23 protein-coding genes are annotated in these 19,436 nt (G+C 66.5%); 15 read left to right on the forward strand and 8 right to left on the reverse strand.

What is annotated here, in order from left to right:
- Positions 1-30 precede the first annotated feature (30 nt).
- Positions 31-297 carry a hypothetical protein gene (locus tag OHQ90_RS36940; RefSeq protein ID WP_328405635.1) on the reverse strand — a complete coding sequence of 89 codons (267 nt, stop codon included), beginning with the start codon at positions 295-297 and terminating at the stop codon, positions 31-33.
- Complete coding sequence (locus OHQ90_RS36945) at positions 294-1,148, reverse strand: PHP domain-containing protein (protein WP_328405637.1); 855 nt, start codon at positions 1,146-1,148, stop codon at positions 294-296. The genes OHQ90_RS36940 and OHQ90_RS36945 overlap by 4 nt, the downstream gene beginning before the upstream one ends.
- Before the next feature lie 57 nt (positions 1,149-1,205).
- On the opposite strand from OHQ90_RS36945, the gene OHQ90_RS36950 reads away from it, so the two are divergent.
- Positions 1,206-2,282 (forward strand): magnesium and cobalt transport protein CorA, encoded by a 1,077-nt coding sequence (locus OHQ90_RS36950; protein ID WP_328405639.1) that lies wholly within the window; start codon positions 1,206-1,208, stop codon positions 2,280-2,282.
- Positions 2,283-2,321: 39 nt separating this feature from the next.
- Here the strand turns inward: OHQ90_RS36950 and OHQ90_RS36955 are convergent, their stop codons facing one another.
- The 3 genes from OHQ90_RS36955 to OHQ90_RS36965 are packed head-to-tail and all read right to left on the reverse strand — an operon-like array spanning position 2,322 to position 4,386.
- Positions 2,322-2,903 carry a suppressor of fused domain protein gene (locus OHQ90_RS36955; RefSeq protein ID WP_328405641.1) on the reverse strand — a complete coding sequence of 194 codons (582 nt, stop codon included), beginning with the start codon at positions 2,901-2,903 and terminating at the stop codon, positions 2,322-2,324.
- A 4-nt stretch (positions 2,904-2,907) separates the two neighbouring features.
- Entirely contained in the window at positions 2,908-3,399 is a 492-nt protein-coding gene (locus OHQ90_RS36960) for a general stress protein (protein ID WP_328405643.1), read from the reverse strand.
- Between the two features lie 57 nt (positions 3,400-3,456).
- On the reverse strand, positions 3,457-4,386 hold the full coding sequence (locus OHQ90_RS36965) for an HpcH/HpaI aldolase/citrate lyase family protein (protein WP_328405645.1): 930 nt from the start codon (positions 4,384-4,386) through the stop codon (positions 3,457-3,459).
- A gap of 63 nt (positions 4,387-4,449) precedes the next feature.
- Here OHQ90_RS36965 and OHQ90_RS36970 point away from each other — a divergent pair, with 63 nt between their 5' ends.
- The 9 genes from OHQ90_RS36970 (at position 4,450) to OHQ90_RS37010 (ending at position 12,456) form a co-directional block, all read left to right on the forward strand.
- The gene (locus tag OHQ90_RS36970; RefSeq protein WP_328405647.1) at positions 4,450-5,736 is read left to right on the forward strand and encodes a magnesium transporter MgtE N-terminal domain-containing protein; all 1,287 of its coding nucleotides are present in this window, start codon (positions 4,450-4,452) and stop codon (positions 5,734-5,736) included.
- A complete protein-coding gene (locus OHQ90_RS36975) occupies positions 5,729-6,346 on the forward strand; it encodes a DUF1003 domain-containing protein (protein WP_328405649.1) in 618 nt (205 codons plus the stop codon). Before OHQ90_RS36970 ends, OHQ90_RS36975 begins: the two co-directional genes overlap by 8 nt.
- A gap of 152 nt (positions 6,347-6,498) precedes the next feature.
- Positions 6,499-7,998 (forward strand): lytic transglycosylase domain-containing protein, encoded by a 1,500-nt coding sequence (locus tag OHQ90_RS36980; RefSeq protein WP_328405651.1) that lies wholly within the window; start codon positions 6,499-6,501, stop codon positions 7,996-7,998.
- A gap of 115 nt (positions 7,999-8,113) precedes the next feature.
- Positions 8,114-8,986: a lytic transglycosylase domain-containing protein gene (locus OHQ90_RS36985; RefSeq protein WP_328405654.1), complete on the forward strand. Its 873-nt coding sequence runs from the start codon at positions 8,114-8,116 to the stop codon at positions 8,984-8,986.
- Positions 8,987-9,006: 20 nt separating this feature from the next.
- Positions 9,007-10,143 carry an Mrp/NBP35 family ATP-binding protein gene (locus tag OHQ90_RS36990; protein WP_328405656.1) on the forward strand — a complete coding sequence of 379 codons (1,137 nt, stop codon included), beginning with the start codon at positions 9,007-9,009 and terminating at the stop codon, positions 10,141-10,143.
- 246 nt (positions 10,144-10,389) lie between these two features.
- Positions 10,390-10,710, forward strand: a complete 321-nt coding sequence (locus tag OHQ90_RS36995) for a DivIVA domain-containing protein (RefSeq protein WP_328405658.1) — start codon at positions 10,390-10,392, stop codon at positions 10,708-10,710.
- Entirely contained in the window at positions 10,707-11,348 is a 642-nt protein-coding gene (locus OHQ90_RS37000) for a DNA-3-methyladenine glycosylase I (RefSeq protein WP_328405660.1), read from the forward strand. Before OHQ90_RS36995 ends, OHQ90_RS37000 begins: the two co-directional genes overlap by 4 nt.
- 102 nt (positions 11,349-11,450) lie before the next feature.
- Positions 11,451-11,618 (forward strand): DUF3117 domain-containing protein, encoded by a 168-nt coding sequence (locus OHQ90_RS37005; protein ID WP_011211259.1) that lies wholly within the window; start codon positions 11,451-11,453, stop codon positions 11,616-11,618.
- Entirely contained in the window at positions 11,605-12,456 is an 852-nt protein-coding gene (locus OHQ90_RS37010) for a putative RNA methyltransferase (protein WP_328405662.1), read from the forward strand. The genes OHQ90_RS37005 and OHQ90_RS37010 overlap by 14 nt, the downstream gene beginning before the upstream one ends.
- A gap of 7 nt (positions 12,457-12,463) precedes the next feature.
- On the opposite strand, the gene glgA is transcribed toward OHQ90_RS37010, so the two are convergent.
- Positions 12,464-13,621, reverse strand: a complete 1,158-nt coding sequence (glgA, locus tag OHQ90_RS37015) for a glycogen synthase (RefSeq protein ID WP_328413377.1) — start codon at positions 13,619-13,621, stop codon at positions 12,464-12,466.
- Between the two features lie 161 nt (positions 13,622-13,782).
- On the opposite strand from glgA, the gene glgC reads away from it, so the two are divergent.
- The gene (gene glgC, locus OHQ90_RS37020; protein ID WP_328405664.1) at positions 13,783-14,997 is read left to right on the forward strand and encodes a glucose-1-phosphate adenylyltransferase; all 1,215 of its coding nucleotides are present in this window, start codon (positions 13,783-13,785) and stop codon (positions 14,995-14,997) included.
- Here the strand turns inward: glgC and OHQ90_RS37025 are convergent.
- A complete protein-coding gene (locus OHQ90_RS37025; RefSeq protein ID WP_328405665.1) occupies positions 14,994-15,350 on the reverse strand; it encodes a hypothetical protein in 357 nt (118 codons plus the stop codon). The two genes, glgC and OHQ90_RS37025, sit on opposite strands and share 4 nt — an antisense overlap.
- A 208-nt stretch (positions 15,351-15,558) precedes the next feature.
- Here OHQ90_RS37025 and OHQ90_RS37030 point away from each other — a divergent pair, with 208 nt between their 5' ends.
- Positions 15,559-16,059 (forward strand): CUE domain-containing protein, encoded by a 501-nt coding sequence (locus OHQ90_RS37030; protein ID WP_328405667.1) that lies wholly within the window; start codon positions 15,559-15,561, stop codon positions 16,057-16,059.
- A gap of 13 nt (positions 16,060-16,072) precedes the next feature.
- A complete protein-coding gene (locus OHQ90_RS37035; protein ID WP_328405669.1) occupies positions 16,073-17,263 on the forward strand; it encodes an MAB_1171c family putative transporter in 1,191 nt (396 codons plus the stop codon).
- On the opposite strand, the gene OHQ90_RS37040 is transcribed toward OHQ90_RS37035, so the two are convergent.
- Entirely contained in the window at positions 17,260-17,892 is a 633-nt protein-coding gene (locus OHQ90_RS37040) for an O-methyltransferase (RefSeq protein ID WP_328405671.1), read from the reverse strand. The genes OHQ90_RS37035 and OHQ90_RS37040 overlap by 4 nt on opposite strands.
- Before the next feature lie 387 nt (positions 17,893-18,279).
- Between OHQ90_RS37040 and sigE the strand changes: the two genes are divergently transcribed.
- Together sigE and OHQ90_RS37050 are read left to right on the forward strand one after the other, a co-directional pair.
- Positions 18,280-18,942, forward strand: a complete 663-nt coding sequence (sigE, locus tag OHQ90_RS37045) for an RNA polymerase sigma factor SigE (protein WP_328413379.1) — start codon at positions 18,280-18,282, stop codon at positions 18,940-18,942.
- A 61-nt stretch (positions 18,943-19,003) separates the two neighbouring features.
- Entirely contained in the window at positions 19,004-19,429 is a 426-nt protein-coding gene (locus OHQ90_RS37050; protein ID WP_328405673.1) for a hypothetical protein, read from the forward strand.
- Positions 19,430-19,436 lie beyond the last annotated feature (7 nt).

Genomic DNA, 19,436 nt, shown 5'->3' on the forward strand with positions numbered 1-19,436 from the left:
ATTCACCCGGCCGCAACCATTCCCGGAAATTCAGCTCCACCACTGTGACCACAGCAATAATCCGGCAGCCAGAAAAACAACCATCGATCCGGAAAAAGCGGCAAAACCCCGATGCCTGTCCGAAAAAATCTGTGCCGCAATGGCAGTCACGGACGCGGTCAGATGCCAGGTCACCGATACACCGCCCGGACCGGGAAACTCCCGCCTGGCAGCAATGATCGCAGTGCCGATGACAACGAGCGTGAGCACAAACGTCCCGGCGGCCACCACACCGCTCAGCCCGCGCACCAGTCTCACGAGGCGATCACCGGCACTCCCGTGGCTTTGCCCGCAAGTTCCTCGAATTGTGCTGGGTCGGTGGTGAATTCACCGAGCCGGATGGTTTTGTTCGCGCCGTGGTAGTCCGACGAGCCGGTGGTGAGCAGACCGAGTTCGGCGGCCAGCCCACCGAGCAGCGCACGGTCGGCCGCGGAATGGTCGGGATGGTCGATCTCGAGCCCGCCGAGACCGAGCGTGGCGAGTTCTCGAATATCGTCCAGCGCCAATAGCCGTCCGCGCTTGCGCGCCCTTGTATGCGCGAGCACGCTCACGCCACCGGCGGTGGCAATCATTTCGACCGCGCGACGCAACGGCGTGTCGGCCTTTTCCGCGTAATACGGCCCGTGTGGCGCCAGCAATTCGATGAAGGCCGCGTCGACGCTCGGCACCACACCCGCCTCGACCAGCGCCCGTGCCAGATGCGGCCGTCCGGCCGACGGTCCGGCCGAGGCCAGCACCGCGTCGGGATCGATGGGTAGGCCGTCGGCCCGCATGCGCTCGGCCATCGCGCGCAGCCGATCGACACGTTCGGCACGCAGCCGCTCCCGCTCGTCGGCGAAACACCGATCGGCCGGGTCGAAGAGGTACGCGAGCAGATGCACAGGAACGGGCCAGCCGTCCTCACCCAGACCGATGCACGACATCTCCATGCCGCGCACCAGCGTCATGCCCTTCGGCAGCGCGTCCACCGCTTCGGACCACCCCGCGGTGGTGTCGTGGTCGGTGATCGCGACGACGTCCAGGCCTGCGGCAGCGGCGTTCCGAACAAGTTCGGCAGGGCTGTCGGTACCGTCGGACGCGGTCGAGTGGGTATGCAGGTCGATGCGCACGCCTTCCAGTCTTACAGTGCGCTCGTCGCGGCCCCGCACGCGACGTAGCATCGACCGGTGCCATCCATTCCGCCGCTGCCGTCCTTCCGCGGCCAGGGTCGAGCGCGTACACCGCTGCCCCGTATTCCCGTTCCCACCGCACGTGCGGTGGTCGACTGCGCGATCTACCTCGACGGCAAGCGGCTGCCCGGCCGGTTCAGCCATGCCGATGCGATGGCCGAGGTCCGCAATCGCGGCAATGGGTTCGTGTGGGTCGGGCTGCACGAACCGGACGAGTATCAGATGGCTGATATCGCCAAGACCTTCGACTTGCACCCGTTGGCCGTCGAAGACGCGGTCAAAGCACATCAACGACCGAAATTGGAACGCTACGACGACACCCTGTTCCTCGTGCTGCGCACCGTCAGCTATGTCGAGCACGAACTGCACAGCATCAGTGAGATCGTCGAGACCGGCGACATCATGGTCTTCACCGGACCCAATTTCGCGGTGACCGTCCGACACGGCGAGCACACCGGACTCGCCGGCGTCCGAAAGGAACTGGAGGGCCATCCCGAACAGCTCATGTTCGGCCCCGGCGCGGTGCTGCACGCGGTCGCGGACCATGTTGTGGATTCCTACATCGAGGTGGCCCATGCCGTCGAGAACGATATCGACGAGATGGAGGAGGAGGTCTTCACACCGCGCACCCAGGTCACGATCGAATCGATCTACCAGCTCAAGCGCGAGGTGGTAGAGCTGCGGCGCGCGGTCAATCCGCTACAGATCCCGCTCCAACTGCTCGGCCACAAGCCGGATCTACCGCTCCCCAAGGAAATTCGGCGCTACCTGCGCGACGTCGCCGACCATCACACCACCGTCGCCGAACGCATCACCGACTTCGACGAGTCGTTGAGCGAACTGATCAGCGCCGCGCTGGCCAAGATAGGCGTGCAGCAGAACACCGATATGCGCAAGATATCGTCCTGGGTCGCCATCGCCGCGGTGCCGACGATGATCGCCGGAATCTACGGAATGAACTTCGACACCATGCCAGAGCTGCGGCAGGTCTGGGGGTACCCCGTCGTTCTCGTCGTCATCGCCACCATCTGCACCGGCCTGTTCGTCACTTTCCGCCGCAACAACTGGCTCTGACCCGCCCCGCGTTTATCCGCACCAGCGCCCGCCGTCCACCTACAGCGATGCGGCACCGCGCGCGGGATCGTGCACATCGATCCCCGCTTCGGTCCACGCATCGCGCAACGCCTGTGCACCACGCACCCGCACCCACGCCGCCTCGGTCGCGGTCACCGGAACGACCGTCAGATACCTGACCGGCTCGGCGGGCTCGGGCAACACCACCGCGGGAATGTCGCTCTCGCCCAACAGAACCGCGGTGAACGGCGCATCCCGCCACATCGGCTCACCCAGGTCGAGCAGCGCATCCGCCTGCAGCACAACACCTTCCACAACGGGCGTCGCGGCGAGCACACCGAGCGTCTTGGCCAGGCCCGCACTCGTCCCCGACCCGGCGCGCAAGGCGAGCACCAGCTCGGCCCGCGGCCCGCGCACCGGATCCGCGAGCAGGTCGGTCGGATCACCCATCGGATGGCGCGATCCGCCCAACGTCACGTAATGCACCAGATCATCGCCGGGAATCCGCAGTATTTCGATGGGCTCCAAGCCGAGGAACGTCACCGACGCGGAATCCACACCCGCGGTGTCCACACCGAAATGGTCCAGCACCTCGGTGCGGACCTTATCCACTACCTCCATGCGATCAGATCGCCAGCCGCGCCAGCATGTCGCGCGCCTGCTCGGCCGACTTGGGGTCGCACAGCACGTCGTAGCGGCCGGCCACCAACTGCATGGTGGAGGCGAAATCGCGCTGGCCCCTGGTCGCCGCGTACGGGATCGAGGTCGAGATGACACCGAAGATGATGCCGCCGACCAGACCGACGATCAGCGGGCCGAGCGCGCCGCTGGTGGTGAACAGGCTCAGCAGCAGACCGAGGAACAGCCCGAGCCACGCGCCGGACACGACGCCGCCCCCGATGACCTTGCCCCAGGTCAGTCGATATAGGACCCGCTCGACCTGCATGAGATCGACGCCGACGATGGTCACGTCCTGTACCGGGAACTGCCCGTCGGCCAGAAAATCGACCGCCTTCTGCGCCTCGGCATAGGTCGGATACGAGCCCACCGGCCAGCCGGTCGGCGGCGTCGGCAGACCCTGCCGGGCGCGATTCGCGTTCCCCATGGGATTCGTCATACCTCTATTGTGCTATTCCGACTGATCGTTCGGTGGTGTGAAACGCCCCGCTGCCCGTCATTGAGACGAACGCTGCATTCCCGCGGCCCGGCCCTTGTCGGCGATCACCTGCGCCATTTTCGCGCTCGCCTCATCGATCATCTCGTCACCGAGCATGACCGCCCCACGCGCTCCGCCCGCCGCGGAGGTATGGAAGGCGTAGGCGTCCAAAATCTGCTCGGCGCGGTCGTAATCGGTCTGACGCGGGCTGAAAATCTCGTTGGCGGCGTCGATTTGACCGGGATGCAGCACCCATTTGCCGTCGAAGCCGAGCGCCGCGGTGCGTGCCGCTGCCCTTCGGAACCCATCGACGTCGCGGATCTGCAGGTACGGGCCATCGATCGCCTGCAGACCGTGCGCGCGGGCCGCGAGCAGGATGGTCATCAGGATGTGGTGGTAGGCGTCACCGGTGTCGTAACCCTCCGGCTGTTCGCCGACCACCAGGGTGCGCATGTTGATGCTCGCCATGAAATCGGCGGGGCCGAAGACCAGCGTCTGCACTCGCTCGCTCGCGGTGGCGATCTCGTCGATATTGCGCAGCCCCAACGCATTTTCGATCTGCGGTTCGATGCCGATGCGGCCGACCTCGAGTCCGCTGGCCTTCTCCAGCTGGGTGAGCAGCAGATCGAGGGCCCTGACCTGACCGGCGTCGGTGACCTTCGGCAGCAGGATCGCATCCAGCGCCGCGCCTGCCCCCTCGACGACGGTAATGACGTCGGCGTAGGTCCATTCGGTGGTCCAGTCGTTGACTCGCACCACCCGCAGCTGCGCACCCCAGCCCGGTTCGTTCAGCGCCGCCACGATATTCGCGCGGGCGGCGGCCTTGGCCACCGGCGCGACCGCGTCCTCGAGATCGAGAAACACCTCGTCCACGGGCAGACCCTTGGCCTTCTCGATCATTTTCGGGTTACTGCCCGGACAGGCGAGCACCGAACGGCGCGGCTTCATGATCACTCCCGTCGATCGTGGCGTGGCGGGTACACCCGCCCGCGAACATCTAGCCTGGCAGCCATGGCAGCAACCAGGGTGTACGTCGCCAGGCTGGCCGGCCTGGTGGTGCTCGGCCCGGACGGCGAGTCTATCGGCCGCATCCGCGACGTCGTCGTGGCCATCCGGTACGACGGCCAACAGCCGCGCATCCATGGCCTCGTCGTCGAATTGCCGACCCGGCGGCGGATTTTCGTGCCGATGCTGCGGGTCACCGCGATCGAGCCCGGTGTGGTGACGCTCAATACCGGCACGGTCAGCCTGCGCCGATTCGCGCAGCGACCCGGCGAACTGCTCGCGATCGCCCAGATCGTGGATTCCACGGTGCGCGTGCACGATCCTGGTCTGCCCGACCTCGCCGAGGTCGACGTCTTCGTCGCCGATCTCGGGATCGAGCAGACCAGGACACGGGACTGGGTGGTGACCAGGGTTGCGGTGCGCGGGCACCGGCGTATCGGCCGCCGCCGCACCGTGCACGTGGTGGATTGGACGCAGGTCAGCGGCCTGACCCCCTACGAGGTCGGCAGGCCGGGCCAGGACGTCACCCAATTGCTTGCCCAGTTCGAGGGCATGCGACCCGCCGACGTCGCACACTTGCTTCGGGAACTTCCGGAGAAGCGGCGCATCGAGGTCGCCGAGGCACTCGACGACGAACGGCTCGCCGACGTCGTGCAGGAAATGCCCGACGACGACCAGGTCGAACTGCTCGGACACCTGGAGGTGCGCAGGGCCGCCGACGTGCTGGAGGCCATGGACCCCGACGACGCCGCCGACCTGCTCGGCGAGCTGTCCACCGGGGAGCGCGAATCGCTGCTCGCGCTGATGGATCCGGAGGAGTCCGAGCCGGTGCGTAGGTTGCTGGAGCACTCCCCCGACACCGCTGGCGGTCTGATGACACCGAAGCCGATCATCCTGACACCGGCGACTACGGTCGCCGAAGCGCTTGCCCGGGTCCGCAATCCGGACCTGACGCCCGCACTCGCCTCGATGGTGTTCGTGGTCCGCCCGCCGACAGCCACCCCGACGGGCCGCTACCTGGGTTGTGTGCACATTCAGCAACTGCTGCGCGAACCGCCCGCGCATCTGGTCGGCGGCATCCTGGACACCGACCTCGCCCCGCTGCGGCCCGATGTCCCGCTCGGTGCGGTGACGCGCTATTTCGCCACCTACAACCTGGTCTGTGGGCCGGTGGTGGACGCCCAGAATCATCTGCTCGGCGCGGTGAGCGTCGACGATGTCCTCGATCACCTGCTGCCGGAAGACTGGCGCGACCAGGAAGAATCGCACGTGGGAGTACCCGGACATGAGTGACAAATCCACGAGCGGCCGGGCCGGGCCGAGTTCGGCGCGCCAACGCCTCGAAACGCCGGTCGAATCCAGGTTCCGCATCGATTGGGACGCCGAGGCATTGGCGCGCAGTAGCGAGCGGGTCGCCCGATTCCTCGGCACCGGGCGATACCTGGCGATCCAGACCATCCTCGTGATCGTCTGGATTGCGTTGAACGTGTTCGTGATCGCGCTGCGCTGGGACCCGTATCCGTTCATCCTGCTCAATCTGGCGTTCTCCACCCAGGCCGCCTACGCGGCGCCGCTGATCCTGCTTGCCCAGAACCGGCAGGACAACCGCGACCGAGTGTCGTTGGAGGAGGACCGAACTCGCGCCGCACAGACCAAAGCCGACACCGAATTCCTCGCCCGCGAACTCGCGGCATTGCGCATCGCGGTCGGTGAAGTGGCCACCCGCGACTATCTGCGTCGGGAGTTGGACGAAATGCGTGAAGTGCTCGATCGCATCGAAGCCGCTGCGGGGTCTTCGGATCGAGTCACGCAGGCTGAAAAACCCGCAAAGGCGAATCGCAAGAAAAGCTCCGGGCGAAAGCCGACGCAGGGCCCGGAATGGCCGCCACTAACTCATGATTGACCGGAAATGCTCAACAACTCACCTGACTGGTGGGTAACCTGGAGCACGTTGTCCCGAGCGGACGGGCAGGGGATGCGCGAGTCGGGCCTTCGCCTGGGCCGCGCCCCACCGGACAAGCATGCTCTCACGACGTAGAGGATTGGTGTGGCCGAATGCGAATATCTGCTCCGATAACCGTGTCGGCCCTCGTGGTCGCGGGTCTTGTCTCTGCTGGATCGGCAACACACACCACCCAATCGACCACGCCGCCCAAGGCGCCGGAGGCTTTGCTCGCGGCGTCCAGAGGTCCCGTGGTGGGCAGCGGCGCGGCGGGCATAGCCGCCGATGCGCCATTGTCCAGGACAGTCGGCCTGCTTCCGGTCACTCCGGATGCACCACGCAAACTTCGAGCAATGACTCCGTCCGCCGATGGATTGCCGATGTTCGCGGGCTCCGTTCCGCTGCACGATATCGCGCTGCCCAGGACGGGCGGCGCTCTCGGAATTCCGGAAATGGTGCTCGCGGCCTACCGCAATGCCGAACTGGCCCTGGAATCCTCGATGCCCGGGTGCGGTCTGTCCTGGAGCCTGCTCGCAGGCATCGGCCGGATCGAATCGGCGCACGCGAGCAGTGGGCGCACCGACGCCGCGGGCACTACTGTCACCCCCATTTTCGGGCCCGCGCTCGACGGGACTCTGCCCGGCAACGAGGTGATCAGGGCCGCCGACGGCAGCGCGGTGCGCGCCATCGGCCCGATGCAGTTCCTACCCGGCACCTGGAGGCTGTACGCCGCCGACGGCAACGGTGACGGAGTCGCCGACCCACACAACGTTTTCGACGCCGCACTCGCCGCGGGCAAATATCTCTGCTCCGGCGGCTTGAACCTGCGCGATCCGGCGCAGGAACTGCGCTCGGTGCTGCGCTACAACAACTCGATGGCCTACGCGGCCAATGTGCTGAGCTGGTCGGCGGCCTACCGCACCGGTGGCACACCGAGCCAGGTGAGTATCTCCCCCGGTTTGATTCCGCCGGGCACCGCGCCGATCCAGGCGGGACCGGACATGCTGGCCGCCAATTCGGTCGCGCCGTCCACGGCTGCCGAGCACCCGCCGACCGCGTCGACCACCGTCACCCCGGCGGCGCCGGCCCAGGTGATGATCACCATCCCGGGGCTGCCGCCGATCCCGTGCGGCATCTTCTGCCCAGCACCGCCCAAGCCCGTGAATCCGTGCGACCCGCCGGTGGTCGCGGCGCCGATCCCGATGTCGATCCAGTTCCCGATCCCGATCCCGATCCAGATTCCGATCCCCGGCCAACCGGCGCCTGCCCCGGTCACACCAGGACAGACCTACGGCACGGCGGGCGAACCGAACGCTGCGGGCGAACCGGTCGACCCCGAGCACCCGAAGCCGCCACAGCTACCCGCCTCGTGCACACAGCCGGGCGCCGCTCCGAACGAACAGGCGCCCGCGCAATCCGCTCCGAACGAGCAGGCGCCCGCGCAATCGCCTGGCGAAACACAGCAGGTCCAGCCGACCGAGGAGCCGGAGGTCACCAATACACCGGAGTCGGGCCCTGCCGAACCCGCCCCGGCCGTCGCCCCGACGACAACTCCACAGCCGGGCATCACGTTGCCGTTCGGCATCGTGATCCCGCTGCTGCCACAGGGCTGAGACCAAACCCCGAAGCAGATCACGAAGTAGTAACAAAAAGATCTCGAATGCGGTACCCTCAACTTCGTCCATCACGAAGGGCTCGTCATCGAGTCAATTGGAGGGTCACCGCACAGTGGGGCGTCACCGAAAACCACCGGCTGCCAACGTAAGACGCAGCTCTGTTATCGCATTGACAGGATTGGTTCCCGCTGGGCTCGCGGCAGTGGCTGCCGCGTCCAATGTGGGCATTGCCAATGAGACCGTGGCGTCGGTCTTGGAACACCTGCCGGGGGACGAACAAGACGACCAGGTTCCCAGATCCGCGGCCGTCGCCGAACCACCAGCGACGGCCGACTTCGTCGCTCACACCATGGCCAGGCAGGCGCATGCTACGCCTCCCGTCGTGAAAACCGTTGCGCTGCCGGATGGTAGACAACCCGCCGCCATGACACCTGGTCCGCTGGGTATCCCCGGCGTCGCGATCGCCGCGTATCAATCCGCCGAACACACCCTCGCCGCCGAGAATCCCGCCTGCGGGATGCCCTGGTACCTGCTCGCCGGAATCGGCCGCGTCGAATCCACCCATGCCTTCGGCGGCAAGGCCGATGCGGACGGCAACCCGTTGACACCCGTCTACGGACCGGTGCTCGACGGCAGCCTGTCGGGCAACAATGTCATCCACGATTCCGACGGCGGCACCCTGGACGGTCTGGCCGGCTACGACCGCGCCATCGGGCCGATGCAGTTTCTGCCGGAGACGTGGAAGCATTACGCCGCCGACGGCAACGGTGACGGCATCGCCGACCCGCAGAACCTCTTCGACGCGGCGCTGACCACAGGAAAGTACCTCTGCGACGGCGGATTGAACATGCACGATCTCGCCCAGCAGTCCCGGGCGATCCTGCGCTACAACAACTCGATGGCCTACGTCGCCAACGTCATGGCGTGGGCGACTTCCTACAGCAGCGGCGTCGCACCACAGCCCGGACAGCTGCCGCGGATCTGACGCAACGTAAAATTACTGCCATGTCAGTGGTAACGGAAGCGGATGTGCGGGGAGCCCTCGCGAAGGTCGACGACCCGGAGATCCGCAAGCCGATCACCGAACTCGGCATGGTGAAGAGCATTGCGATCGGCGTGGACAGCAATGTCCACATCGAGATCTTCTTGACGACCGCGGGCTGCCCGCTGCGCACCGAGATCACGCAGCGGGTCACCAAGGCGGTGGCCGACGTCGCCGGCGTCGGCGCCATCACGGTCGAGCTCGATGTGATGAACGACGAGCAGCGCACCAACCTGCGCAAGCAGCTGCGCGGCGATTCGGCCGATCCGGTGATCCCGTTCGCCCAGCCCGGCTCGCTCACCCGCGTGTACGCGGTCGCCTCCGGCAAGGGCGGCGTCGGAAAGTCCAGTGTCACCGTCAATCTCGCGGCCGCCATGGCCGCGCGCGGCCTCTCGGTCGGCGTGCTGGACGCGGACATCTACGGCCACTCCATCCCACGCATGCTCGGCACCGACGCCCGCCCGACCCAGGTCGAGCGAATGATCATGCCGCCGCAGGCCCACGGCGTGAAGATGATCTCGATCGCACAATTCACCCAGGGCAATACGCCTGTGGTGTGGCGCGGCCCGATGCTGCACCGCGCGCTGCAACAGTTCCTCGCCGATGTTTTCTGGGGCGACCTGGACGTGCTGCTGCTCGACCTGCCGCCCGGCACCGGCGATATCGCCATCTCCATCGCCCAGCTCATTCCCGGCGCCGAGATCCTGGTCGTCACCACCCCGCAGATCGCCGCCGCGGAGGTCGCCGAGCGCGCGGGCGCCATCGCACTGCAGACCCGGCAGCGCATCGCGGGCGTCATCGAAAACATGTCCTGGCTCGACCTGCCCGACGGCAGCCGGATGGAGCTCTACGGCTCCGGCGGCGGCCAGATCGTTTCCGAACGGCTCACCCGCGCCGTCGGCGCCGATGTCCCACTGCTCGGTCAGATCCCGATCGAACAGGCGGTGCGGGAAGCGGGCGACGAAGGCATCCCCATCGTGCTCAGCGCTCCGGAGAGCGCGGCAGGCAAGGCGCTGCTCGACGTCGCCGACAAGCTCGCCGTCCGCCGCCGCGGCCTTGCGGGCATGTCCCTCGGCATCGACACCACCCGGCACCTGTAGTTCCCTGCTTGCCGGGCGAACGGATGTAACTCGGACCGTGAGTCCGAGCTGATCGTTACTCGGGTTCGTACGCGGCTCACGCTGGTACCACCACCCCCGGACCACGGACACACTGTCGATGCAATCGCGCAGCCCCTGCGCCGAGCGTAGTCAAATGGTGGTTCGTAGACCTCGCCTGATCTCGACGACTGATTTCCGCGGGACGAGATGTGACCGCTGTCGGGGGGTGCCAATAAGCTCGGTGGCATGCTCACGCTGCTGTTGTATGTGCTGATCGTCGGCTTGGTCGCCGCGGTGCTATTTCTTGTCGCCAGTGCGGTGTTCGGACGGTCGGAGGAGCTCGGACCGTTGCCGGAGGGGACGACGGCGACCGTGCTTCCGGTGGAGGGGATCTCCGGAGCGGACGTGCGGGCGTTGCGCTTTCAGCAGGTGGTGCGCGGCTACAAGGCCGGTGAGGTGGACTGGGCGTTGACCAGGCTGGCCGCCAGGATCGATGAGTTGCAGATACAGCTTGCGGAGGCGCGCAGCCTCCCGCGGCAGGTTTCGGTCACGCCGGAGTCGAAGTGAGTGCCGGTGGCGATACGGCAGGCGACGGCCTGATCCGCTGCCCGTGGTCGGAGGCCTCCCAGCTCTACCGTGACTACCACGATCACGAATGGGGCAGGCCGCTGCACGGCGCGGACGCGATGTTCGAACGGGTCTGCCTCGAAGCGTTCCAATCGGGGCTCTCGTGGATCACCATCCTGCGCAAACGACCCGCCTTCCGGACCGCATTCGCCGGGTTCGAGATCAGTAAGGTCGCCGCGTTCGGCGATGACGATGTGGCGCGGTTGCTCGCCGACGCCGGCATCGTGCGCAACCGGTCCAAGATCGTCGCCGCCATCGCCAACGCGCGCGTGGCCCTCGACCTCGATATCGGTCTCGACGAGTTGATCTGGTCGTTCGCACCGCCGCCGCGCCCGCGCCCGCGGCAGGTCGCCGATGTGCCCGCGATCACCACCGAATCCGTAGCTCTGGCAAAAGAATTGAAGCGACGTGGGTTCCGTTTCGTCGGCCCGACAACCGCCTACGCACTGATGCAGGCGACCGGAATGGTCGACGATCACCTGGCCGATTGCTGGGTCGATGGTGACCTGTCCAACACAGGTCGAGCGGTCACATTTCGAACTCAGGTATCCGTCCACAACAGCGATAGGGAAGAATAGGACCGGTGTAGCTCGCCAAATGCCGGCGAGCTCACTGGTTGGTGACAACTGGAGTTCCAAGAAAGTGCGCAGCATACCGCGCAGATCTGGAGGGAGCAGAGGATGGCGGCCATGAAGCCCCGCACCGGGGACGGTCCCCTCGAGGCAACCAAGGAAGGGCGTGGAATCGTCATGCGGGTTCCACTCGAGGGTGGCGGGCGTTTGGTCGTAGAGCTCACGCCGGATGAGGCAGCAGCGCTTGGTGACGAATTGAAGAGTGTCACCAGCTAGTCGCTCGGCGCTTGCTGATGTGGCCGGTCTATTGGCCTGCCCCGAATGCGGTCTCGGATTCGAGCCGCAGGATCGAGTGCTGCGCTGCGGAGCCGGGCACAGCTTCGACATAGCCCGGCAGGGTTACGTCAGTCTGTTGACCGGCGCGTCGACCAAGATGACCGGTGATACCGCGGCGATGCTCGACGCGCGTGCCGCATTTCAAGGTAAGGGACATTTCGCGCCGATCGCCGTTGCGGTCGCCGCGGCGATCGGTTCGACGTCCGGCACAGTGCTGGAGGTCGGCGCAGGCACCGGCTATTACCTTGCCGGTGTGCTCGACGGCGCGCCGGACGCCCGCGGGGTCGCGCTGGACGTGGCCAAGCCCGCGGCTCGGCGCAACGCTCGTGCGCATCCGCGCGCCGCGTCGGTGCTCGCCGACGCCTGGCGCGGACTGCCGATCCGGGACGGCGCGCTGAGCCGGGTGCTCTCGGTATTCGCGCCACGCAATCCCGGTGAGGTCGCCCGAGTGCTCGGCGTGGACGGCAGTTTTATTGTCGCCACCCCCACCGAACGCCATCTGGCCGAGTTGATCCAGCCGCTCGGCATGCTGACGGTGGACCCGGACAAGGATCGTAGGCTCGGCGCGGCCATGTCCGGCCATTTCGATGCCATCGACCGCACGCTCGTCGAGTACTCGATGAAACTCGATCGGGCCGACGTGGCCGATGTGGTCGCGATGGGCCCGTCCGGTCACCATGCCGACCACGCCGACGACCCGCGCATCGCTGCCATGCCCGAGACCGTTGAGGTCACCGCGTCCGTTCTGGTGTCCAGCTACCGCAAACCGCTCGGCTAGCCGTGCCTCACGATTTACGGACCTGTTCGTAGACCTCGACCGTGTAGGCGGCGATCTGGAGCCAGTCGAATTCGGCGATCGCCCGCGCGCGGCCGGCAGCCCCGAATTCCGCGGCGAGAACCGGATCGCCCGCGACCTCGTTCACTGTCGCTGCCAATGCCCGCTCGTAATCCGGCGTGGTGCTGGGGTCATAGTGCACCAAGCGTCCGGTCGCACCGTCGGCGACGACCTCGGGGATGCCGCCGACGTTGGAGGCGACCACCGCCGTCGCGCATGCCATCGCCTCCAGGTTCACGATGCCGAGCGGCTCGTACACCGAAGGACAGACGAAGACCGTCGCGGCCGCGAGTATCTGCCGGATCTGCTCGGTGGGCAGCATCTCGCGCACCCAGAACACATTGCCGCGGTTGTGCTGCAACTCGGCGACGGCCGCGGACACCTCTGCTTCCAGCTCCCTGGTGTCGGCTGCGCCCGCACATAACACCAGCTGGATTTCCGGATCGAAATCCCGTGCCGCCGCGAGCAGATGACCGACGCCCTTCTGCCGGGTGATCCGGCCGACAAAGGCCGCGATCGGCCGGTCGGTACGCACCCCCAGCTCGGTCAGGATCGACGGGGAACCGGTCGCGGGCGGTCCGGGATGCCAGACCGCGGCGTCGATGCCGTTGTGCACCACATGAACCCGGTCCGGGTCGATCGCCGGATAGGCGTCGAGCACGTCGTGGCGCATGCCCTCGCTCACCGCGATGATGGCGTCGGCATGTTCGACCGCATTGCGTTCCGACCACGACGAGAGCCGGTAGCCGCCGCCGAGCTGTTCGGCCTTCCACGGCCTACGCGGCTCCAGCGAATGAGCGGTCACCACGTGCGGAATCCCGTACAGCGTGGCGGCGAGATGCCCGGCGAGCCCGGTGTACCAGGTGTGCGAATGCACCACGTCCACCTGCCCTGCGGCGTCGGCCATCCGCAGCTGGGCCGACATCATCTGCAATGCGGCATTGGCGGCGTAGAGCATCGGATCCGGTTGGTGCACCACCGCTTCGGTGCGCGGCACACCCATGCAGTGCACGGTCACCTCGCACAACTGCCGCAATTGTGCGGCCAACTGAGTGACGTGCACGCCCGCACCGCCGTACACCTCCGGCGGGTACTCGCGCGTCAACATCGCGACCCGAAGCCGGTCCTGCGCAAGGCCGTGGTCGGTTCGCTCCTGCCCGGATCCTGCCGCCGAGCGCGCGCCCTCCGTGCCGAAACTCACCGGTTCAAACTAGACGCTCGGGTCGCAGGGGGCCACTCTCGCCCGCCCGGCGCGGTAGTTTGGCAGGTGTGAGGAGCCAGCCGCACGTACTCGGGATCGTGCTCGCCGGTGGCGAGGGCAAGCGCCTGTTTCCACTCACCGCGGACCGGGCAAAGCCTGCCGTTCCTTTCGGGGGCGCCTACCGACTCATCGACTTCGTCCTCAGCAACCTGGTCAATGCGGGTTTTCTGCGACTGTGTGTGCTCACGCAGTACAAGTCGCACTCGCTGGACCGGCATATCTCGCAGACCTGGCGACTATCGGGCTTCGGTGGCGAATACATCACCCCGGTCCCGGCTCAGCAGCGCCTCGGTCCACGCTGGTACACCGGCAGCGCCGACGCGATCATGCAGTCGCTGAACCTGATCTACGACGAGGACCCCGACTACATCGTGGTGTTCGGCGCCGACCACGTGTACCGGATGGACCCGGAGCAAATGCTTGCCGCACATATCGATTCCGGCGCGGGCGTCACCGTGGCCGGCATCCGGGTGCCGCGCAGCGAGGCAAGCGCGTTCGGCTGCATCGACTCCGACGAGTCCGGCCGGATCACCCAGTTCCTGGAGAAGCCCGCGCATCCGCCCGGCACCCCCGACGACCCGAACATGACCTTCGCCTCCATGGGCAATTATGTGTTCACCACCAAGGTGCTGGTGGATTCGATCCGCGCGGACGCCGATAACTCCGACTCCGACCACGATATGGGCGGCGACATCATTCCCTCGCTGGTCGCAGCGAGCGAGGCCGCCGTCTACGACTTCGCGGACAACGATGTCCCCGGCGCCACCGACCGCGACCGTGGCTACTGGCGCGATGTCGGCACCATTGATGCCTTCTACGAGGCGCATATGGATCTGGTTTCGGTGCATCCGGTGTTCAACCTCTACAACAAGCACTGGCCGATCCGCGGTGCCGCCGAGAACCTGCCGCCCGCGAAGTTCGCGCAAGGCGGTCTGGCACAGGAGTGCATCATCGGCTCCGGCTGCATTCTCTCGGCCGCCACTGTCCGCAACTCGGTGCTCAGCTCCAATGTGATGATCGATGACGGCGCAACCATCGAGGGCAGCGTCCTGATGCCCGGTGTACGCGTCGGTCGCGGCGCGGTTGTGCGCCGCGCCATCCTGGACAAGAACGTGGTGGTCGGCGAGGGCGAAATCATCGGCGTCGATCTGGATCGCGACCGCGAACGCTTCGCGGTGAGCCACGGCGGCGTCGTCACCGTGGGCAAGGGCGTGTGGGTCTAGCCGACTCGGTCCGCATCCCGGGACTCGCCGGTGATCATGCCGCGCTCGGCTACCTCGGTCAGTCGAACCAGCGCCGCCGCAGCCGCCGACGCGCCCAGGCCGGCGCTGAGCAGTCCGACCCACAGGGCGTGCACAGAGACCGCGCGGACCACGGCGACCACCTCGTCGTCGAGCGGTGTGCCCCACAGCTTCTCGACGGAGTCCGAATGTACGTCGCCGCTGACGTAATCCAGCACCGCTCGCCGTTGATGCTCACGGTGACCGGTGGCCTCGACGCGCTCGAATCCGAGCGACTCGGCGACCTGCGCCGCGGCTGCCTCCCCGATATCCGAGGCCGACCTGTGGTGGCGCATTCGTACCCCTCCCGCCTCATGAATGACACCCAGGCAATGGCGACGGGCCCCTCGGGGGCCGTTCCCCACTACCCGACCTATTCAGGATACGAACGGCCCAGCCGAACATCCGGACCTTTCGGCGCGGTGATGCACGAACGACGCAGACGGCCGAATCTCATTGCGACGCCGCTGGACATCCGCCACAGAAGGCCCGAGGATTGGGGGCATGATCAGGCGGGCCAGGCGCGATCACGCGGGTGAGCAGGTGCACCGCTTGGCCGCATCATTACAGGTACCGCGCCCGTGGCGACTGGAGACGTTCATCGAACACGTCTGCGAGCGAGTGGGAAAGCCGATCGTGCTCATCCCCCAGCCGGATCTGGCCGACGGCAGCTTTCCGTGCGGGCTCGTTCTCGAACGCGCGGACAACATCGTCGTCACCTACGACGCGACGAGCTCGGGCTATCACGCCGACCACATCGTGCTGCACGAGATCGCTCACCTGCTGCTCGACCACGCGGGCTTGGTCTCACCGCAATCGAAAAGCCGTACCTTGCAGACGTTGTTCCCCGATATCGATGCCGACAGCGTGCTACGGGTGCTCGCGCGAACCGATTACGACGACGCCCACGAAAGCCAGGCGGAATTGTTCGCCTCGCTGATCCTGTCCGACACCGTCGGCGCCAGGTCGACGTCGTTCCTTGCTCGCGCGATCTTCCGCGACTGACGCGACGACCGGGATGAACTGGCTGCCCGCGATCGTCGACGGATATGCGTGGCTGACATTCGGCATTCGGACGCTCTGGTTCCGCTCGACCCTCGCCGACCGTCGGTTGAACAGGATCGTCTTTCTCAGCGCACTCGCGACCACACTGCGCCTTTCGGTAGTGCAGCATGTACTGACGACCTGGTCCGACGGCGTTCTCGCCAGCGCATTGCTGTACCAACTGGCCACCATCGCGGGCATGTACAACATGGCGACCGCCATGCTGCTGGCGCAGGCGCTGCACAACACCACCTCCCGGCCCCGGCTCGTCTATGCCACGGCAACGGTATGCGCGATTGCCATGCTCAGCTGCGGCACCAGTGCACGCAGCATGGGGATCCCCGTGCACGATCAGGCCGGCTGGGCTCCGCTCGCCTTCTGGTTGTTCGTTCTGCCGGTGCCGATCTGGTCCACGGTCACGGTGCTGCGTCTCGGCATCGCCGAATTACGCACGCCATTGCGCAGGCGGGAGAGCGCGCTGTACCTGATGCTCGGCGCATTGCTGTTCATCCTGGTCGCGGATGCGGTGTGGCTCACGGTGTCCGCGGCCTTCCAGGTCCACAGCACCAGCGATTGGCATCAGACGCACGCCGTGCACAATTCGGCACGGACCAACGACACCATCCTGTTGCTGCTGCTCTGTGTCATCGCGACCATTCCCGGGCTCTCCCGGCTCGTCGAATTGCTGTCGCTGGACAGTTGGTCGCGCAGGCGCAAACGACTGCTGCCGATGTGGTCGGATCTGACGGCCGCGTGCCCGGAGATCGTCCATCACGCACCCGCGCCCCCGGTCGCCCGCCGCAGCCGATACCTGGTGCATCGCACGGTGATCGAGGTCCGTGACAGTGTGCGGACCCTCGCGCAGTACGCGATGCCGAATCCGCCGCGGCTGGCGGCGGCCGTGGCCGACGGGACGCCGCCCGGTCCCGAACGCGAGGCCTTCGACCTTGCCGTGTGCCTCGCCATGGCGTGCACCGCGAAGCAACGTGGCGTCTCCGCAGCCGGAGTGGGTGCGCTGCGCCTGCCCCCGGCCCGCGATCTACTCGACGAGGTCGACCAACTCACCGCGATCGCCGCGCACTGGCCGCGCGCCCGCGTCCTCGCCCACCGATACAGCGGGCACCCGCAGCAGACCCCGCCGGCTAGCCGAACCCGCGGAAACTAGCCGCGTGAAGCACAGAGCAGGCCGTCACCGACCGGGATGAGCACACTGGTGAGCTCGGGGTCCTCGGCGATCGCCCGCGTGGCGGCACGCACAGCCTGGGTGGCGGGGTCGCGGTGGGTGGCATCGGGAACGCGACCGCCCAGCAGCGCATTGTGTAGCAGTATGGCGCCGCCTGCGCGTAGCAACCGCACGGCCTGGGCGACATACTGCGGATGCTCGAGCGGGGCCGCGTCGATGAAAACCAGGTCGTAGGCGCCGTCGGCGAGGCGAGGCAGTACATCGAGGGCACGACCGTTGATGAGCCTGGTGCGGGCGGGCAGGATCTCGGCCGTCCGGAACGCTTCCTTGGCGGCGCGCTGGTGTTCCGGCTCGGAATCGATGGTGGTCAGCGTCCCGTCCTCACGCATACCGTCCAGCAGCCACAATCCACTGATACCCGCGCCGGTGCCCACCTCGACGACCGTCCGCGCGCCGAGCAATTGCGCGTACATACTCAGCAGCGCCCCCACCGACGGTGCGACCGGCGAAGCACCGAGCTCGGTGGCCCGTTCGCGCGCACTGACGAGAATCTCGTCTTCCACGACGGATTCCTCCACGTAGGAGAGATTTCGCTCCAGGTTCGATGCCACCTAAGCAGGCTATCTCGCGAGTACGTATGTCCGCGTTTCCAGCACACAACTGCGTGCGTCGAATCTTGCCGCCACACCGCGGCGGGCAATTGCGCACTTTCGGGCTTATGTACCGCACACCTGGCAACAACGACGGTGTACGACGCGATAACCGATTAAGAAGTGCCGCTCCCGGCAGATTCTCAGGTGTCCCTCAGGGTCTCCATATCCGTGGCATATCGGAGCAAAGGAGAGTGAGCCTACGCAAGACCAGCTGACCGCCCGGTGCGGGACGCGGGAACAAGGACATACCGGTTGTCTGTTGTACCCGTCAGCAACGATCCGCAGATGCGGATCGGCGCCGAGTTCCAGAGCCAGCGGTCCCTAGTAGGAGGTAGCCCCATCCACATGGTCGATGCGGCGCGCGAATACGCCACCCTGCCAGAGCAAGCACTGCCGATCGAGCTCGAGACGGCAGCAGAGTCGATAGACGAACTGAGCGGCACTGCCGCGTTCGATGCCACCGGTGACAGATCGGTGATGCCGTCGTGGGACGAACTGGTCCGCGAACATGCCGATCGGGTATACCGGCTGGCCTACCGCCTGTCCGGCGATGCCCAAGATGCAGACGATCTCACCCAGGAGACCTTCATCCGGGTGTTCCGTTCACTGTCGAACTACCAACCGGGCACCTTCGAGGGCTGGTTGCATCGCATCACCACGAACCTGTTCCTGGACATGGTGCGCAGGCGCAACCGGATCCGGATGGAGGCGCTGCCCGAGGACTACGACCGGGTGCCCGCTGATGGCCCGAGCCCCGAGCAGGCCTATCACGATGCCCGGCTCGACCCTGACCTGCAGTCCGCCCTCGACTCGCTGGCTCCCGAGTTCCGTGCCGCGGTGGTGCTGTGTGACATCGAAGGGTTGTCCTACGAGGAGATCGGCGCCACCCTCGGCGTCAAACTCGGCACCGTGCGCAGTCGAATCCACCGTGGCCGTCAGGCACTGCGTGACTACCTTGCGCATAATGGAACTGAGGAGCGGTTCGCCGCTGACACGAACGTAGGGTGATCGGTCGGGTGCCGACGTCACCCATGTCCTGGATGATGTCGGTTGGAAGGGTGAGCACCGAATGAGTGGCGACTCCAGCACGTCAGGTCGTCCGTCGCACGAGGAGCCCGGGCGCGCGCAAGCCAGGCCGCAGCGTTTTCAGCCCACCGAGCATCTGGCGAGTGAGGCGATCGCAGCGTATGTCGACGGCGAGCTGCGAATGAACGCGTACCTGCGCGCTGCTCAGCATCTTTCTCTCTGCCCGGAATGCGCGGCGGAGGTCGACGCGCAGCAGCAGGCCAGGATCGCGCTGCGCCGGGCCGGTCAGGTGTCGATTCCCACCGGCCTGCACGACAGCTTGACCCGTATTCCGCTGGCCGAACTGCCCGGCGGCGCGTCCAACGGAACCTCGCGGCCCCCTACCGGGACCCCGCGCACCGAGGCGGTTTTCGGCTTTCTGACAGATTCGTTCACCGCGACCCGGTGGACAACCTGGTGGCGCAAGTAGAGTTTGG

It is taken from the genome of Nocardia sp. NBC_00403 (assembly GCF_036046055.1).
Taxonomy (GTDB): Bacteria; Actinomycetota; Actinomycetes; order Mycobacteriales; family Mycobacteriaceae; genus Nocardia.

Excerpts from the sequence above, each read along its gene's own strand:
- OHQ90_RS37030 (WP_328405667.1), top strand. The coding sequence starts at position 15,559 with ATGATCAGGCGGGCCAGGCGCGATCACGCGGGTGAGCAGGTGCACCGC.
- OHQ90_RS36970 (WP_328405647.1), top strand. The coding sequence starts at position 4,450 with ATGGCAGCAACCAGGGTGTACGTCGCCAGGCTGGCCGGCCTGGTGGTG.
- OHQ90_RS36955 (WP_328405641.1), bottom strand. The coding sequence starts at position 2,903 with ATGGAGGTAGTGGATAAGGTCCGCACCGAGGTGCTGGACCATTTCGGT.
- OHQ90_RS37005 (WP_011211259.1), top strand. The coding sequence starts at position 11,451 with ATGGCGGCCATGAAGCCCCGCACCGGGGACGGTCCCCTCGAGGCAACC.
- OHQ90_RS37035 (WP_328405669.1), top strand. The coding sequence starts at position 16,073 with ATGAACTGGCTGCCCGCGATCGTCGACGGATATGCGTGGCTGACATTC.
- OHQ90_RS36990 (WP_328405656.1), top strand. The coding sequence starts at position 9,007 with ATGTCAGTGGTAACGGAAGCGGATGTGCGGGGAGCCCTCGCGAAGGTC.
- OHQ90_RS37025 (WP_328405665.1), bottom strand. The coding sequence starts at position 15,350 with ATGCGCCACCACAGGTCGGCCTCGGATATCGGGGAGGCAGCCGCGGCG.
- OHQ90_RS36975 (WP_328405649.1), top strand. The coding sequence starts at position 5,729 with ATGAGTGACAAATCCACGAGCGGCCGGGCCGGGCCGAGTTCGGCGCGC.
- OHQ90_RS36960 (WP_328405643.1), bottom strand. The coding sequence starts at position 3,399 with ATGACGAATCCCATGGGGAACGCGAATCGCGCCCGGCAGGGTCTGCCG.
- OHQ90_RS36980 (WP_328405651.1), top strand. The coding sequence starts at position 6,499 with ATGCGAATATCTGCTCCGATAACCGTGTCGGCCCTCGTGGTCGCGGGT.
- glgA (WP_328413377.1), bottom strand. The coding sequence starts at position 13,621 with ATGTTGACGCGCGAGTACCCGCCGGAGGTGTACGGCGGTGCGGGCGTG.
- sigE (WP_328413379.1), top strand. The coding sequence starts at position 18,280 with ATGGTCGATGCGGCGCGCGAATACGCCACCCTGCCAGAGCAAGCACTG.
- OHQ90_RS36995 (WP_328405658.1), top strand. The coding sequence starts at position 10,390 with ATGCTCACGCTGCTGTTGTATGTGCTGATCGTCGGCTTGGTCGCCGCG.
- OHQ90_RS37050 (WP_328405673.1), top strand. The coding sequence starts at position 19,004 with ATGAGTGGCGACTCCAGCACGTCAGGTCGTCCGTCGCACGAGGAGCCC.
- OHQ90_RS36965 (WP_328405645.1), bottom strand. The coding sequence starts at position 4,386 with ATGAAGCCGCGCCGTTCGGTGCTCGCCTGTCCGGGCAGTAACCCGAAA.